General features: G+C 59.0%; 14 protein-coding genes. 5 read left to right on the top strand and 9 right to left on the bottom strand.

Going from position 1 to position 15,933, the window contains the following annotated elements; translation table 11 throughout:
* Nucleotides 1-81: 81 nt before the first annotated feature.
* Entirely contained in the window at nucleotides 82-1,431 is a 1,350-nt protein-coding gene (locus tag ACAX43_RS18965; protein ID WP_370709949.1) for a DUF3100 domain-containing protein, read from the top strand.
* Between the two features lie 307 nt (nucleotides 1,432-1,738).
* Here ACAX43_RS18965 and ACAX43_RS18970 read toward each other — a convergent pair whose 3' ends face one another.
* The 3 genes from ACAX43_RS18970 to ACAX43_RS18980 all read right to left on the bottom strand — a co-directional run bounded on the left by ACAX43_RS18970 (nucleotide 1,739) and on the right by ACAX43_RS18980 (nucleotide 3,768).
* A complete protein-coding gene (locus tag ACAX43_RS18970; protein ID WP_370709950.1) occupies nucleotides 1,739-2,755 on the bottom strand; it encodes an IS110 family transposase in 1,017 nt (338 codons plus the stop codon).
* 211 nt (nucleotides 2,756-2,966) lie between these two features.
* Nucleotides 2,967-3,302: a YbjQ family protein gene (locus ACAX43_RS18975; RefSeq protein ID WP_370710039.1), complete on the bottom strand. Its 336-nt coding sequence runs from the start codon at nucleotides 3,300-3,302 to the stop codon at nucleotides 2,967-2,969.
* Between the two features lie 34 nt (nucleotides 3,303-3,336).
* The gene (locus ACAX43_RS18980; RefSeq protein ID WP_370709951.1) at nucleotides 3,337-3,768 is read right to left on the bottom strand and encodes an Lrp/AsnC family transcriptional regulator; all 432 of its coding nucleotides are present in this window, start codon (nucleotides 3,766-3,768) and stop codon (nucleotides 3,337-3,339) included.
* 195 nt (nucleotides 3,769-3,963) lie between these two features.
* Here ACAX43_RS18980 and ACAX43_RS18985 point away from each other — a divergent pair, with 195 nt between their 5' ends.
* A complete protein-coding gene (locus ACAX43_RS18985; RefSeq protein WP_370709952.1) occupies nucleotides 3,964-5,040 on the top strand; it encodes an ornithine cyclodeaminase in 1,077 nt (358 codons plus the stop codon).
* Nucleotides 5,041-5,098: 58 nt separating this feature from the next.
* Nucleotides 5,099-6,028 carry a citrulline utilization hydrolase CtlX gene (ctlX, locus tag ACAX43_RS18990; protein WP_370709953.1) on the top strand — a complete coding sequence of 310 codons (930 nt, stop codon included), beginning with the start codon at nucleotides 5,099-5,101 and terminating at the stop codon, nucleotides 6,026-6,028.
* Nucleotides 6,029-6,128: 100 nt separating this feature from the next.
* Here ctlX and ACAX43_RS18995 read toward each other — a convergent pair whose 3' ends face one another.
* The 3 genes from ACAX43_RS18995 to betC form a co-directional block, all read right to left on the bottom strand.
* Complete coding sequence (locus tag ACAX43_RS18995) at nucleotides 6,129-7,277, bottom strand: porin (RefSeq protein WP_370709954.1); 1,149 nt, start codon at nucleotides 7,275-7,277, stop codon at nucleotides 6,129-6,131.
* 299 nt (nucleotides 7,278-7,576) lie between these two features.
* Entirely contained in the window at nucleotides 7,577-8,530 is a 954-nt protein-coding gene (locus ACAX43_RS19000) for a choline ABC transporter substrate-binding protein (RefSeq protein WP_370709955.1), read from the bottom strand.
* 40 nt (nucleotides 8,531-8,570) lie between these two features.
* The gene (gene betC, locus ACAX43_RS19005; protein ID WP_370709956.1) at nucleotides 8,571-10,118 is read right to left on the bottom strand and encodes a choline-sulfatase; all 1,548 of its coding nucleotides are present in this window, start codon (nucleotides 10,116-10,118) and stop codon (nucleotides 8,571-8,573) included.
* Nucleotides 10,119-10,270: 152 nt separating this feature from the next.
* On the opposite strand from betC, the gene ACAX43_RS19010 reads away from it, so the two are divergent.
* A complete protein-coding gene (locus tag ACAX43_RS19010; protein ID WP_370709957.1) occupies nucleotides 10,271-11,185 on the top strand; it encodes a LysR family transcriptional regulator in 915 nt (304 codons plus the stop codon).
* A gap of 126 nt (nucleotides 11,186-11,311) precedes the next feature.
* Nucleotides 11,312-12,187, top strand: coding sequence for a formyltetrahydrofolate deformylase (gene purU, locus ACAX43_RS19015; protein ID WP_370709958.1), 876 nt, complete (start codon nucleotides 11,312-11,314; stop codon nucleotides 12,185-12,187).
* A gap of 81 nt (nucleotides 12,188-12,268) precedes the next feature.
* On the opposite strand, the gene ACAX43_RS19020 is transcribed toward purU, so the two are convergent.
* The 3 genes from ACAX43_RS19020 to ACAX43_RS19030 all read right to left on the bottom strand — a co-directional run bounded on the left by ACAX43_RS19020 (nucleotide 12,269) and on the right by ACAX43_RS19030 (nucleotide 15,882).
* Entirely contained in the window at nucleotides 12,269-13,126 is an 858-nt protein-coding gene (locus tag ACAX43_RS19020; protein WP_370709959.1) for a glycine betaine ABC transporter substrate-binding protein, read from the bottom strand.
* A gap of 137 nt (nucleotides 13,127-13,263) precedes the next feature.
* The gene (locus ACAX43_RS19025) at nucleotides 13,264-14,538 is read right to left on the bottom strand and encodes an FAD-binding oxidoreductase (RefSeq protein WP_370710040.1); all 1,275 of its coding nucleotides are present in this window, start codon (nucleotides 14,536-14,538) and stop codon (nucleotides 13,264-13,266) included.
* A 33-nt stretch (nucleotides 14,539-14,571) separates the two neighbouring features.
* Complete coding sequence (locus tag ACAX43_RS19030; protein ID WP_370709960.1) at nucleotides 14,572-15,882, bottom strand: SRPBCC family protein; 1,311 nt, start codon at nucleotides 15,880-15,882, stop codon at nucleotides 14,572-14,574.
* Between the last annotated feature and the right edge of the window lie 51 nt (nucleotides 15,883-15,933).

Below are 15,933 nucleotides of genomic sequence, written 5' to 3' on the forward strand. Positions count from 1 at the left end.
AAATGGCCGCTCGCCGAGATGCACGAATCGGTACTTTGGAAAATATATCCAAATATTCACAGATACCTAAGGAGACCTAATATGATACCCGTAGTTTCGCAGTATACGAGCGATAGCAAACTAGGTATAAGTGGCCAAGTGCGTATTTATGTGATGGCCTTTTTTCTGGTTCTGGTTGCTGAACTGATTGGCAGTGTGAGCATTCCGGTGGGTCCGGCAAAAATCGTGCTGATGCCGCTTCTTTGGGCATTGCTTCTGGGTGCTGTGTTGAGCTGTAGCAGCAGTCGCCTGAATGGTCCGTTACACATTTCGGAAGCGATGCAAAACTATGCTGGCGCACTCTTGCAACCGGCATTGTTGCTGTTTATCGCGAAGCTAGGGCTCCTGGTCGGAGGCACGCTACCGAAGATCGCTGCGTCCGGATGGGGAATTCTGCTTCAGGAATTTGGACACTTCTTTGGAACGATGGTCTTTGGATTGCCGATTGCGCTTTTGCTCGGCATCAAACGTCAGGCGATTGGAGCGACCTTCTCGGTCGGACGCGAACCCAGTCTGGCAATTATCGGTGAGCGTTTCGGTATGAAATCTCCTGAAGGGCAAGGCGTGCTTGCCGAGTACCTTACCGGTACGGTATTCGGCGCGGTTTTTATTGCCGTTGTCGCAAGCCTCCTGGCAAGCACCAAAATTTTCAATCCCTTAGCGCTGGCCATGGGCGCGGGCGTAGGTTCGGGAAGCATGATGGCCGCTGCCGTCGGCTCAATCGCTTCTCAACAAACGCCGGAAGTAGCGAAAGAGGTCGCTGCGTTTGCTGCGGCGAGCAACCTGATTACAACGACGATCGGCACTTACTTCACGCTTTTCCTCTCGCTTCCATTCACCATTTGGGCGTATAAGCGCCTTGAACCGGTTCTCGGCCGGAAAACCAAGGCAAGTGTCGAGACGAACGTGGATGCGCCGGATAGCGCAGGGCACGAAGAACCCTCTATCGGTTTCCGGACGCAGGTTCTTGTATGGATCATTGTCGGTGCGTTCTCCCTGTTGGGTAACTGGATCAGCACGAAGACTTCACCGCTTGACCCCATGGCACTCGCCGGCATGGCAATCATTGTGGCTGTTGTGCTCTGCGGGTACGTCCTGTATCGACTGACATTCCGCAAACTGCCCGCAGTCATCTGGGTTTCGGTGATTGGCATGCTGCTCACTTTCCCCGAGTTTCCTACGGCAGCACCGATTGTTTCATTGACCGGCAAAATCAATTTCCTCGCTTTTACTACGCCAATCCTCGCGTTCGCCGGGCTTTCCATCGCGAAGAATATGCCGGCGTTTCGTAAGCTCGGCTGGCGCATTGTTGTCGTTTCATTCGCTGCGAACGGTGGGACCTTTATCGGCGCGACTTTGATTGCGCAATTTTTCATGCATTCGACCACATAAAAAGGGCTCTGGCGCAAATGGAAAGCCTGGACGGCCCGAACCGGACATTTCTTATATGGTCGCCTCCCATTTGCAAGGAGATATTTTGCATTCGGCGAGAAGGGTGGTTGCGGACTTATATCCGGACTCGATTGCGGAACATACCCGCCGGCCCCGATGGATTTCGCCGCAAGGATCCTAATCTAAATAACGGACTCGAAGTCCGAGAAATGTCTCAGGCTTGTCCTTGCGCGGTCCAACCTGTCTTGCCATCGCTCAATATCACCTATGCAACCTGGAGTGGGGTTGTATCAGACTGCAATGCTGTTCATGCAGGCGTCGACGTCGGAGGCTGATACGTTCGACCGTACGCAAGTAACGCCCAGATCGTTCGCGCAACCTTGTTAGCCAGCGCGACAGCCACGACGTTCGTGGGTCGTCGGGCGAGCATGTTGCGCATCCGCTCAGGCAGTTGTCGCGAACTGGAGATGACAGATCGGGCGCCGTGGATCAGCAGGGTGCGTAAGTACACGTCTCCGCGTTTGCTGATGCCACCCAACTTCACCTTGCCGCCTGAGCCGTTCTGTCGCGGCACCAACCCGAGATAGGCGGCAAATTCGCGTCCCGACCTGAAGGCGTGCGCGTTGCCGATGACTGCGACAGCTGCGGTGGCGGTAAGTAGTCCCACGCCGGGAATCTCGGAGATGCGACGGCATGCTTCATCGCCGCGACGCCATTCGGTGATGCGCTGCTCAATGCGCTGGATCTGATCGTCGAGTACCAGTAGTCGCGAAATCTGGTCCTGAAGGCTGTCTGTCAACATGGCTGGCAACTGATCCGTGAGGGACGCAAGCGATGCCCTGGCTGCCTCGATTGCTGCGCGCCGGCCCTGTGGCAACACGACACCGAATTCATATAACAGCCCGCGCAGCTGATTGACCTGCATGACCCGGATTCTCACGAGTTGCTGGCGCATCCGATGCAGTGCAAGCATGGCCTGCTGATCTTCCGTCTTGACGGCAACGAAGCGCATGCCGGGTCGCTGAGAAGCCTCCCAGATCGCTGCAGCGTCTGCCGCATCGTTCTTGTTCGATTTGACAAACGGACGGACGAACTGCGCCGCGATCAACTGGACGTTGTGACCGAGCGCGGCCAACTGCCTGGCCCAGTGATGGGCGCTTCCGCAGGCTTCCATGACAACCCTGCATCGGGCACGATTGGCGAAGAACGGTTTGAGCTGGGTGCGCTTCAGTACCTTGCTGTGAACCGTGCCGGTATCAGGTTCAACGAAATGCACTTGGAAGACGCGTTTGGCCAGGTCGATGGCAATGGTCGTGGGTTCCATCAGCTTTCTCCTTAACGGGATGTCCCAACGGAAACGATACTCGGGCTCGACGTCATCGCCAGGGCTGCTGCGACGTCTGGGCGACCGCTAAGGCGGGAGGCGACCATTCCATCTAAAAAGCTCTGACAAGATTTACGTTGATAATTTATCTTATGTAAAATCAATAAAGGACGTGAATCCATGCAGATCAGTTTCGACAAGCCCATGTCCCTTAACCCAGCGACGTTGCGTGGACCGCCGTCCCGTAGCAGATCACTTCTGTGATTCCTCTCGCGATCTCCGTTGCGTCATACCGCATACCGACGATGCCGTTTGCTCCTAAGTCCGCAGCCTGAGCAATCATGCGTTCGTATGCATCTTGTCGCGCTCGCTCACACAGGGACGTGTATAGCGTGATATTGCCTCCGAAGATCGTTTGCAGCGAAGCGCCAAGCGCGCCGACGATGGATCGGGACCGAACGATGATTCCACGAGCGACTCCGAAGGAGCGCTCTATCCTGTGGCCGGGAAGCTCAAACGTCGTCGCAACCATATGTCGTTCTATCATCGTCTTCTCCATTGGGCTTTGAATCCTACCTTGCTCACAGCTTGTGAGTCGAAAGCAGGATGCTTGTCTCCGTATTGGCGATTCCGTCGATCAATCGGATCGCTCCGAGCACGCGGTCAAAGTTCTCCAGCGTGTCGGCTCGCAGCTCCGCGATCATGTCCCAACGTCCATTGGTGCTATGGATGGTCGCCACGTTGGGATGGCCGCGCAGCACCATCATCACCTCTTTCGCTCGATTTCCTTCAACCGCAATCGTCATCAATGCGCGAATCTGATGTGGCTCGGCCGCCGGTTTCAGCCGCACGGTATACCCAACGATTACCCCGCTTTTCTCGAGCCGCATGAGACGGTTTTGCACCGTTGCGCGCGCGACGCGCAAGTGCTTTGCAAGCGTCACCACAGACATGCGAGCGTCCTGGCGCAGCAACGCAATCAACTGTTTGTCGACATCATCGAGATTGACCACCTTCCCCACCGATTTGAATGCCCCAGCAAAGCCAAGCCGCCGCCGAAATGAACAAAACGTCATCGCAAGGTAGCATTTTGCTATTCAATCCGCCAAAACTGCAACCTTTGCCATCTTTTTGTTGGCTCGAGGCACGCGAATAATTCTTCCAGCGTTTTCGACATAGCGACCACCAATAGCCTGGGAGATTCGGCAATGACCTGCTTTCTAGACGTACCCGCAACCTATCGCCTCGTCGCGGACATCGGCGTTCCGCGCTTCCTGACGGAACTCGCCGACACGATTCGCGCCGATTATCTTCGGTGGCAGGAATTCGACAAATCGCCGCGCGTCGCCTGTCATTCGAACGTCGGCGTCATTGAGTTGATGCCGGTCGCGGATTCAAACCTGTTCGCTTTCAAGTACGTGAACGGCCACCCCGTCAATGCAGAACGCGGCATCCATACCGTGATGGCATTTGGCGCGTTGGCGGACGTCGCCACGGGCTACCCGACTTTCCTGTCCGAGCTTACCTTGACCACCGCGTTGCGCACCGCCGCCACGTCGGCGATGGTGGCGAAAGTGCTCGCACGGTCCGACTCTCGCACGATGGCTTTGATCGGCAACGGGGCGCAGAGCGAATTCCAGGCGATCGCCTTTCGCACCCTGCTCGGCATCGAAGAGATCCGCGTGTTCGACGTGGATCCTCGCGCAACCGATAAGCTGACGTCGAATCTCTCGGGGTACCCGCAGTTGCGAGTTGTGCGCGCAAGCTCGACGGCCGACGCCGTGCGTGGGTCCGACATTGTCACAACCGTCACGGCCGACAAGGCGTACGCGACGATCATCACGCCCGACATGATCGAGCCGGGCATGCACCTCAATGCAGTCGGAGGCGACTGCCCAGGAAAGACAGAACTGCACGCTGACGTGCTGCGCATGGCAAGCGTGTTTGTGGAATTTGAGCCGCAGACCCGTATCGAAGGGGACATCCAGCAACTGCCGGGCGACTTCCCGGTAGTCGAATTCTGGCGCGTGCTGCGGGGCGAAGCAGCTGGCCGCGAGCACTCCGATCAGGTCACGGTGTTCGACTCGGTGGGCTTCGCGCTCGAAGACTATTCTGCGCTCCGCTATCTGCACAGTCTCGCACTGGCCCGGAAAGTCGGAACACAGGTCGCGCTGATCCCGCCTTCTGTCGATCCCAAGAACCTGTTCGACACGTTGGCCAGGTCGCGCGAGCAAGCGGACAATTCAATTGTGTTCGATAGCGAGGCCATGGCACTGGGTCGATAAGAAGCGTCGTCGAAACTCGAAACGACATCCACAACATACTCGCTCTGCCCTCACCTACATGAGCACTATTTCGATTCAGGCGCCCAGCGCTGTCGTCGTGATCCGACCGCACCGTTTTTACCCCAATCCAGAAACGGCGGCTGACAATACTTTTCAGCACGCCGGCCACCAGCAGAACCCTACGGCACTTGCCGCCGCCGCGCGCAACGAAGTCACGGAGGCGGCGGCCGTTCTGGAGCGCGCCGGAGTCCGCACACACGTGTTCGACGATCACGGAGAAAACCAGCCCCCCGACTCCGTGTTTCCGAATAACTGGTTTTCAACCCATGCCGGCGGTCATATCGCGCTCTATCCGATGCACTGCACGAACCGCCGGCGCGAGCGACGTGCCGATGTCGTCGAGATGCTCAAGGCGGAATATCGTGTTCAGGACGTGATTGATTACTCAGGACTTGAATACGACGGGGTTTTCCTTGAAGGCACCGGTGCGATGGTGCTGGATCACGTCGCACGGGTGGCCTACACGGCACGTTCGAGGCGCGCGGACCCCGTTGCCCTGGAACGCTTCTGTACGCATTTCAACTTCGAGCCCATGTGTTTCGACACCGCTGATCGCTCCGGTCGTGCCGTGTACCACACCAACGTCATGATGAGCATCGGCACCGAGTTTGCGCTGGTAGGATTTGACTTGATTGCTGATGCGTCGCGTCGCAAGGACATTCAGCAACGACTGCTGGAAAGTGGACGGACCGTGATCGCGCTCGATCACGAACAGATCGATAGCTTTGCCGGCAACGCGCTCGAACTGACGGCAACCGGTGGTCGTCTGCTTGCGTTGTCCGAACGCGCGGCTGAAAGTCTGAGACCACAACAACGCGCACAGATTGAGCGATCCGCGCGGCTACTGCCGCTTCGTGTGCCCACCATTGAAATGGCCGGCGGTTCCGTGCGCTGCATGCTCGCCGGCATCCATCTCGCGCGACGCTAACGCCTGTGAGCGACCCGCCTCAAATACAGCGCTAATCCAGTGATGAACGCGAGCGGCACCGCAACCGGGACGCCGCTCGCGCCAATGCGCTGAAAATGCCTTAGAACGAATGCCTCATCCCGATGCGCACGTCGCTTTGTGTGTTTGATGTCGACGGTGCGAAGCTGTAGCCTATCACCGCATTCACCCCATTTGATGCGCGCAGATAATCGCCGGAAATATACAGGTCGGTACGTTTGGACAGCAGGTAGTGCAGTCCGAGCGATCCCTGGTTCCAGTGATTGCCTTCGAAGCTCGTGTGCTGATAGCCGCCATACAGCAACAGCGCAGGCGTGAAGTTGTACGACGCGCCCGCTTCATAAACCTGCATATGCGAGCTCTGCCCGAAGCCCTTGATCGTCGTGTAGGTGAAATCGCCGGAGAGCATCAGGTTGCCGATCGTGTAGGCCGCGCCAACCGCAAACGCGCCTTGCTTATCCACCGGGAACGACGACGCGCTATACAGATCGGTCACCACGCCGGTGGCCGGGTTGACGGAAACAGTCGGCTGGCCGAGGAAGCTGCGTGTGCCGATCATTGCATACGGGTCGAAGGCGTAGATGCCGTACGGATTGTTCAACTGCGTATACGCCGCGCCCATATTGAACGGACCGTGGTCGTAATGCGCGCCCACGCTCCATGCACTCTTCTGATGGAAGTCGCCGGCGGTGTTGCCAAACGAGTACATGCCGCCGAAGGTGAAGCCTGCAAAATCGCTCGACAGGAATTTCACCGAGTTCGGCAGGCGGTCGCCATTCATACGGTCGAAATCGCCTTGGTGAATCGCGTAGCCGCTCGCCCATGCGGAGATGTTGTACAGATAGACGAATTCCTCGGTCATATCGAGTTGGTTGCCGAGCGAGAAAGTCCCCCATGCGTTTTTGATGCCGACATAAGCCTGTCGTCCGAATTCAGCACCGCCGAATCCCAATTGCCCGTTGCCCAAATGAAAACCCGATTCAAGCACGAAGACGGCTTGCAAGCCGCCTCCGAGATCTTCCACACCTTTGAAGCCGATCCGGTTGCCGTACGAAATGCCGTCGTCGAATTTGAACTGATGTGCACCGCCGGCATTGTTCACATAGGTGATGCCGGCGTCCAGAATCCCGTACAGGGTGACGCTGCTTTGCGCATAGGCCGCCGTTGGCGCACATATCGCGCCTGCCGCGAGGGCGAGTCCCGAAAGGCTGACGGCATGTCTCTTCTTCATCTAATTCTCCCCTGCTCTTTGCCTGCGTATTTCGTTGGATAAAGCGATCCCTGCCGCGCGCTGTATTCCAACGCGCGGCGCTTCTCGCATGACGGGCAGTTCGAAATCGGCTAAGACTGATTGAAACGAATTGAAGCTGGCTAAAGTCGACTATGGCTGATCGAAGCTATCGGCAATGCATACGAAAATCTGTCTTGCCTGTATCGACGCATCAAGAATACGGGTCCAGATTTATACGGATTCGACCGGATGCGACATAAATCTGTCGGGTAGCGACCTCGTGGTTAGGAATGCAGGCGTTATTTCATCCCGAGTGCGGTTTGCACCGCGTGCAGACCGTTGGCGCCGCTCGCGGTATTCACGCCGTCGAGCCACGTCTTCAGCAATTCCGGGTGACGCTTGAGCGCTTCCGTGGCTGCCGCATCGACGGCGGTTTTCTTCTCCAGCACCTCGGTGATCACACCGTTTTCCAGATCGACATTGAACGTGAGTTGCCTGAACAGGCGGCCGACATTCGGGCACTGCTCAGCGTATCCGCTGCGCGCAACCGTATTGACCGTGGCGCCGCCGTAGTTCGGCCCGAAGTACTTGTCGCCGCCGTCAAGGTAGCTCAGTTTGAATTTCGTATTCATCAGATGCGGCTCCCACGCGAGGAACACGATCCATTTCTTCTCGCGGACTGCTCGCTCAACCTGCGTAAGCATGCCGGTCTCGCTCGATTCGACCAGCTTCCAGCTGCCGAGGCCGTACGCCTTGTCATCGACCATCTTCTTGATGTTCTGATTGGCCGGCGCCCCAGGCTCGATGCCATAGATCTTGCTGTCGAACTTGTCGGCGTTTTTTGCAAGGTCCGCGAACGAATGCACACCGGCAGCCGCCACGTAATCGGGAACCGCGAGTGTGAACTTCGCATTGCTCAGATTCGAATGCACGACCTCGATCGATTTTTCATCTTCGAGCGGCTTGACGATCGGCGCTTGCGCCGGCATCCAGTTGCCGAGAAACACGTCGACCTGCCCTTTCTTCAAGCCCTGATAGGTGATCGGCACCGACAGGTTCGCCACGTTCTGCCGGTAGCCAAGCGCCTTCAACAGGACACCGGTCATCGCATTGGTCGCGTCGATGTCAGTCCAGCCGGGCCCGGCCATGTTGACCTGCGTACAGGACTGTGGTTCGGCGGCCGCGGCAAAAGTGGTCGCCGCGCATAGCAGCGCTACGCCGGCTACAGCCTGTTTGAAGAGCTTTTTCATCATGTCGGCTTCCTGTGGGTGGGATGAATCGCAAACGGACGTATCAACGCGCGACGGCCGGAAAACGCGCCATTGCTTCGAGCGTGTCGAGATCGATGTGATTGCGCATGTAGCGCTGGCTTGCATCGACAAACGGTTGCCAGTCCCATGACGCGACCGTGCCTTGCGTGGTGGCCTTGAAATGGAAACGGCGGCGGCGCTGACTTTCCAGTACTTCATTGTGCAGTGCCACGAGGTTCCAGCGCTGTGCGATCTCCTCGCGCAGCGCTACGACCTGTGCTGCATGTTCGGGGTGAGCGGCGAGGTTGTCTCGTTCCAGCGGGTCCGCTTCGACGTCATAGAGCTGGTCAGGATCGGCTGGCGTGTGAATGAATTTGAAGCGTCCGCGCCGCAGCATCACGATCGGCGCGATAGCGCCTTCGGCCAGATATTCGCCGACCGCTTCGTCGTGGCCGCCTCGGTTGCCTTCATTCCCGAGCAGGTGAGCAAGGAGACTTTGCCCATCGAGTGAATCGGGCCACGCGGCGGGTGCTTCGCCGCGCGCTATTTCCACGAGCGTGGGCAGCAGATCGAGATGCGAGACCGACTCGCGCACGCGATGCGCGTCGAATTGCTGCGGCGCATGCACGATCAGCGGCACACGGCAGCCTCCTTCGAAGAACGTCATCTTGTACCAGAGGCCCCGCTCGCCGAGCATCTCGCCGTGATCGGACGTCACGACGATAACGGTGTCTTTGGCGAGCCCGGACTGTTCGAGCGCCTCGATGATCGCGCCGAACTGGTCGTCGACGTAAGAGATCGCGCCGTAATAAGCCCGTCGTGCATTGCGAATCTGCTGGTCGGTCGGCGGTGTGCGGTCGGTTTCGCAGACGTGCCTCAAGCGCCTGGAGTGCGGATCGGCTTCATCGAACGAATCGCGATGCGCGGGCATGTCGATGTCTTCGTCTGCATACATGTCCCAGTATTTCCGCGGAATCGCGTACGGGTCGTGCGGATGCGTCAGCGAGGCGACCATGCAGAACGGCCGCGCATCCTTGCCGGCGTGTCGTTCACGCGCGATATCGAAAAGCTTCTGGCGCGTGGTGAACGTGACTTCGTCGTCGAAGTCGAGCTGATTCGTGCGCACGCAGGGACCTGCGTCGATCACCGAACTCATGTTGTGATACCACGTGGGACGCGTTTCGAAATCGCTCCAGTCAGGCGTCCAGCCGAAATCGGCGGGATAGATATCTGTGGTCAGCCGCTCTTCGAATCCATGCAACTGGTCGGCGCCGCAGAAATGCATTTTGCCGGACAGGATCGTGCGATACCCTTCGGCGCGGAGATAATGCGCGAACGTCAGCGTTTGCGATGGAAATTCCGCTGCATTGTCGTAGGCGCCGATCGCGGACGGCAGCTTGCCCGACAAGAAAGAGAAACGCGACGGCGCGCACAGCGGACTTGCGCAATACGCCGATTCGAATACCACGCCCTGCTTCGCGAGGCGATCCAGATTGGGGGTTTTCGTCAGACGGTGTCCGTACGCGGCAAGCGCGAATGGAGTCATCTGGTCAGCCATCAGGATGAGAATATTCTGTTTCGTTTCAAGCATTGGAGCGCGCCTCGAATAGAATCGCACATGTCGGTGCAGGTATCGTTGCATGCGGGATAGCTGACGTGCCGGTCCCGCGTTGAGCACCACTATTGCCGTCCAATTCGCCGCTGTGAAGACGGTAAATCGTTATGTGCCTATAAGGGGGACTTATGTCGAGGCAGGATCGCTTGCCGCCGATGCAGGCGTTGACGATGTTCGAATCCGCCGCGCGCCTGGCGAGCTTCACGGCTGCGGCGCGCGAACTGGGTTCGACGCAACCGGCGGTCAGCCAGCGCGTCGTGCAACTCGAAGAAGCACTCGGCGCGCCGCTATTCGAGCGCGGCCATCGCGGCGTCACGCTGACGGAAGACGGCGTACACCTCTTCGAAGCCGTACGTAGCGCGCTCGACACCATTCGCCTCGCCACCGCCCAAATCCGCGCGCGGCGTACGCCGCAAACCCTCACGCTCTCCACCGATTTCGGTTTCGCGACCTATTGGCTGATGCCGCGCCTGTCTCAGTTCAAGGCGCTGATGCCGGACGTCGATGTGAAAATCATCACGTCGCAGAACGTATTCGACCCATCGCACGATCAGGCTGACATTGCGATTGCCTTCGGCGATGAGAACGCGGACTGGACCGCGCGCGGTGCACTCAAGTTATTTCCCGAGCGCGTGACACCGGTGTGCAGTCCGGCTTTTCTCGCGGCGCATCCGCAGTTGCGTACACCGTCAGACCTGATGACCTTGCCCCTGCTGCATCTCGAACCCACCCAGCCGGCGCGCTGGCTCTCGTGGGCCGACTGGTTCGGAGCCCACAGTCTGGACGCGCCCGCCGCGCATCGCGGCATCACGTTCAACAGTTTTACCCTCGTGGCCCACGCGGCGATCATGGGCCAAGGCGTTGCGCTCGGCTGGGCGCCTTTGGTGGACGAGCTCCTCGCCACCGGGCAACTCGTCGAACCGTTCGATACGCCCGTGGTTACCGAGCGCGGCTATCTACTCGTCACCCAGCGCGCGGCCACGCCAGCGGTCAGCGCATTCCGCCAATGGCTGCTCGGCGAATGCGGACTCGACGCCGAATGAGCGCCTGACGCTCTCATTCCAGCGCGACGGCGGTTAGCTTCTATCCGCATGTCGCGCTGATTTGCTCTACTGCGATGATGCATGCCGCGTCCCGCGGCGTTGCCCTATCGCTTAAGTGGAGAGCGCATGTCCGCCGATTCCCGTCCCGATCAACTGGTTCTCACTGTCGCGTGTCCGAGCGCGGCGGGCCAGGTTGCCGCCGTCGTCGGCTTTCTCGACCGGCATCATTGCTATATCGACGAGTTGACCGTTTTCGACGACGACCTTAGCGAACGCTTCTTCGTACGTTGCGTGTTTCATGGTGTCGACACCAACGAGACCCTGCGTATAACGGCACTCAAGCGCGAGTTCGAACCGATCGCCGAGCGCTTTCGGATGACATGGGCAATGCACGACGTCGGCAGGCGTCCGAAGGTGCTGATCATGGTGTCGAAACTCGAACACTGTCTCGCCGATCTGCTGTTCCGCTGGCGCATGGGAGAACTGAAGATGGATATTGTCGGCATCGGCTCGAACCATCGCGATCTCGAACCCCTCGCGCAACAGCACGGCTTGCCGTTCCATCATCTGCCGGTCAGCGCCGATACGAAGCCGCAACAGGAGGCGCGCCTGCTCGATCTGTTTGAGACGTCGGGCGCTGAATTGATGATCCTGGCGCGCTACATGCAGATTCTCTCCGGCGAAACGAGCCGTGCGCTCGCGGCCCGCGCGATCAACATCCACCATTCGTTTCTGCCCGGCTTCAAGGGCGCGAAGCCCTATCACCAGGCCCACGCGCGCGGCGTGAAATTGATCGGTGCAACCGCGCATTTCGTCACGGACGATCTCGACGAAGGTCCGATCATCGAGCAGGTCGTGGAGCGTGTCGATCACTCATATAGCCCGGACCGGCTGCTTGCCACGGGCCGCGACGTCGAATGCATCACGTTGGCGCGGGCGGTGAAGGCGTTTATCGAGCGGCGGGTGTTCATCAACGGTGACCGCACTGTGGTCCTGCAATAAAAAAACGCCGCTTGAAAGCGGCGTTTCCTTAAGAAAGTTGCCGCAATAAAACGCGGCAACGCATTCACACGAAGTACTCCGTCACTTCACCCAGCTATCCACCCGATCGCCATGCGCGCTAATCCACGCATCGGCAGCGGCAGTCGGCTTCTCGCCGTTTTGCGTGGCCAGCATCACACTGTCGATCTCGCCCGGCTTCCATTGGAACTTCTTGAGGAACGCAACCACCGGCGGCGCCTTCTTCTCCAGTTCAGGATTCACGACGCTATCCACGTGCTCCGCATCGCCGAACACTTTCTTCGGGTCATCGAGGAATTTGAGCTTGTACTTCGCGAACATCCAGTGCGGCTTCCAGCCGGTCACGATGATCGGCTTGCTAGCGGCTTCCGAGCGCGCCAGTTCCGCCGTCATCGCACTGCCCGAGCTCGGCATCAACGTGTAGTCGAGCCCGTATGCCTTGATCGCTTCGCTGGTTTTTTGCATCACACCCGCGCCGGCGTCGATACCGACAATGCGTGAGCCGAACTCGGTCTTTTTCGCTTCCAGATCGCCGACGCTCTTCACGTCCGCACTGTCCGGCACGATCAAACCGATCTTCGCGTCATTGAAGTTCGGACCCAGGTCGACGACCTTATCCTTGAAGTTGTTCCAGTAAGCGCCGTGCGTGACCGGCAGCCACGCGGACAGCGTCGCGTCGAGATCGCCACGCGCCACGCCTTGCCACATCACACCGGCCGCGACCGGCACGAGTTGCACCTGATAGCCGAGGCGCTTTTCGATCACGCGCGCGGCTACGTTCGACGTTGCGACGCTGTCGTCCCAACCTTCCACGTAGCCGATCTTGATAGTCGGCTTGGTATCGGCCGACACACCTACGCTGCTTGCCGCCAGCGCCGCGCTCAAGGCGCTCAGCACAAGTATCTTTTTGATCAGTCTCATCGCCGTTCTCCCGTTCGCCGTTCAAACTACCCATTGAGCATTTAGAATCGCTAACCAGAATTGCCGGGTAACGTTGTTTTACGACATGCAGTTGTCCGCATGCGACCTCACCCGCCGGCGCGGGCCCAGTTCTTGTCTTACTTATCCACTACGAGGTCGCTCAAAGGCCTGCTGCAGCACAGCAGGACCATGCCCTGGTCGATTTCGCGTTGACGGATGCCGCCGGCGTGTTTCATGGCGACTTCACCAGACACCAGCTTCACCTTGCAGGTGCCGCACATGCCCTGCGTGCATGAAGACGGCAGCCGCACGCCGGCTTTCTTCGCCGCGTCGAGTACATGCTGGCTGCTGCCGCATTCTATCTCCCGATTGCTTTTGGCGAAGCTTACCTTGAACGTCGTATCGGTTTCGACCGGCACCCGCGCCGGTGCGAATCCGGCCGCCTGTTCACGCGTATCGACAAAGCGCTCCGCAGTGTCTGTCGACGCCTGCAATGCATCCGCGACATGCACCGTCGTCAATTGCGCGGCCACTTCGCCGATCGTCTCGAACGAGAAGCTCTCCTCGTGATAATGGCTGCGATCGAAACCGCCTTCGTCGAGCAGATTGCGCACTGCTTGCATGTATGGCGCAGGGCCACACGTGAAAATTTCGCGTTCCAAAAAGTCCGGTGCGATCAGCTTGAGCAAGGGCAACGTCAGAAAGCCGGTCACACCAGGCCAATTTGTGCGTGATCCAAGCCGCTCGCAAACGAACGCCGTACGGAAATTGGCCTGATTCGACGCGATCAGATCGAGTTCGCGCGCGAAGATGATGTCGTCCGGCGTGCGGGCACTATGCACGAATACGATATCGCTATCTTCGCCCAGCTCATGATGCGCGCGGCTCATCGACATGAGCGGCGTCACGCCCGAACCCGCCGACAAGAACAGAAACTTACGCGCTGGATGCCGCGCACAGGTGAACTCGCCCGATGGCCCCAGCACACGAACCTGCGCACCGGCATGCAGATTGTCGTGCAGCCAGTTCGACACCTTGCCGCCCGGCACGCGTTTCACGGTGATGGAGATCGTGTGCGGCCGCGTGGGCGGCGACGAGATCGTATAGCAGCGATTCACCGCTTCGCCGTCGATCTCGAGCTCCAGCGTAATGAACTGCCCCGGCTCGAACACGAACGCGCGTTCGGATGGCGCGCGAAAGAAAAAACTCTTTACGTCGTGGGTTTCCTGGCGGACCAGACAGCACACCAGGGTGTCGTCGGTATCGCTGTTCCAGCGCGCCGGCAAACTCTCCCAGAACCGCGGCTGCGTGACTCGGCTTAAAGTCTCACGGCTTAAAGTCGCGCGGCTTGAAGTCTCGCGGTTTGGATCCGGCTCGGCGCTGAGCTGAAACGTCGCCTGATCGCGCATCATCATTTTCTCCCGCTCCTGGTTGCGGCGTCGCGCTCAGCGCATGAAGGACACGACTTTTTCGCCGTGCGAAGCCAGCGCATCGCCGGCGTCATGGTTTTGGGGCGCATTGCCGTAATCCGCAATCCGGCCGATATACCACTCGCAGAACTTCTCGACGAGGCCTTCGGTGAACGGCGAGTAGGGACCCGGTTCGTAGGCGCTGCTGGTCGCGCCGCGTTGCGAGTACTCGACGAGCGCACGGTCCTGGTCGTTGGTTGCGCGCCACACGGCCGTGAGATTGTTCACGTCGTAATCGATGCCTTCACGCGCGTCCTTGTGAACGAGCCATTTGGTACGCACCAGCGTTTTTCCTGCCGACAGCGGAATCACGGAGAAGCTGACGATGTGGTCACTCATGAAGTGATGCCATGAGTTCGGCTGCGTCCAGAACGAGAGGCCGCCGAGATCGGCCTGCTCGAAACCGCCGAGCAGCTTCTTCGATGCAACCTTCGCGTCCAGGGTCTGCGATTCGCCGTCGCGATCGAGCGGCAGGCGCTGCGTACGGAAACCGGTGACGAGATCGGCGAGCCGTTCGATTTCCACCGACGGCAGCTTCATCGCCTCCCACTGCGCGGTGCGTCGCACAACGGTCTCCTCGAACGCGGCCATGCCTTCTTCGTTGGCGGGCGTGCGCTGATAGCCGAAACCGTATTCGTAGAGCGAAATCGTCAGCTCGGGATGGTTCGCGACGCAGTGATAGCACTCGCGATTGTTCTCCATCGTGAGCTTCCAGTTGCCTTCCTCGATGATATCGATCGACGCCGCCACCTTGCAGCTGGCGAGATCGTGCGGCAACAGATACGGTTCCATCGAGGCGCGCATCACGGCGAAGTCGGCAGGCGGTTCGTCGGCGAGACAGATAAAGATCAAGCCGGCCAGATTCTGGAGATGCACCGCCTTCAGGCTGTGCTTGCAGCGGTCGAACTGCTCGCCCATGTGCTCGGCGAACATCAGGTCGCCGTTCAGGTTGTAGGTCCAACTGTGATACGGGCAGACAATATTGCCGAGCGAGCCCTTTTCCGTATTGCACAGGCGCGAGCCGCGATGGCGGCACACGTTATGGAACGCCCGCACTTGCATGTCGTCGTCGCGCACGATCAGGATTGAATCGTGGCCGATCTGCACCGTGATGTAGTCGCCCGGTTCCGGCACGTCCGGTTCCACCGCGACCTGAATCCAGTGCTTGCGGAAAATCACCTCCATGTCGAGCGCAAAGATATCCTCGCTCGTATAGAACGGCGCTTCCAGCGTGTGATTCTTCTTGCGGCGTTCGATCATTGCGCGAACGTCTGCCGAAACTTTCATTGTGTGCTCCGTTGCATGTCACGTCTGGCGCCGCGCCAGGCCCTCCTGGTC

It is taken from the genome of Paraburkholderia sp. IW21 (genome assembly GCF_041321145.1).
Lineage (GTDB): Bacteria > Pseudomonadota > Gammaproteobacteria > Burkholderiales > Burkholderiaceae > Paraburkholderia.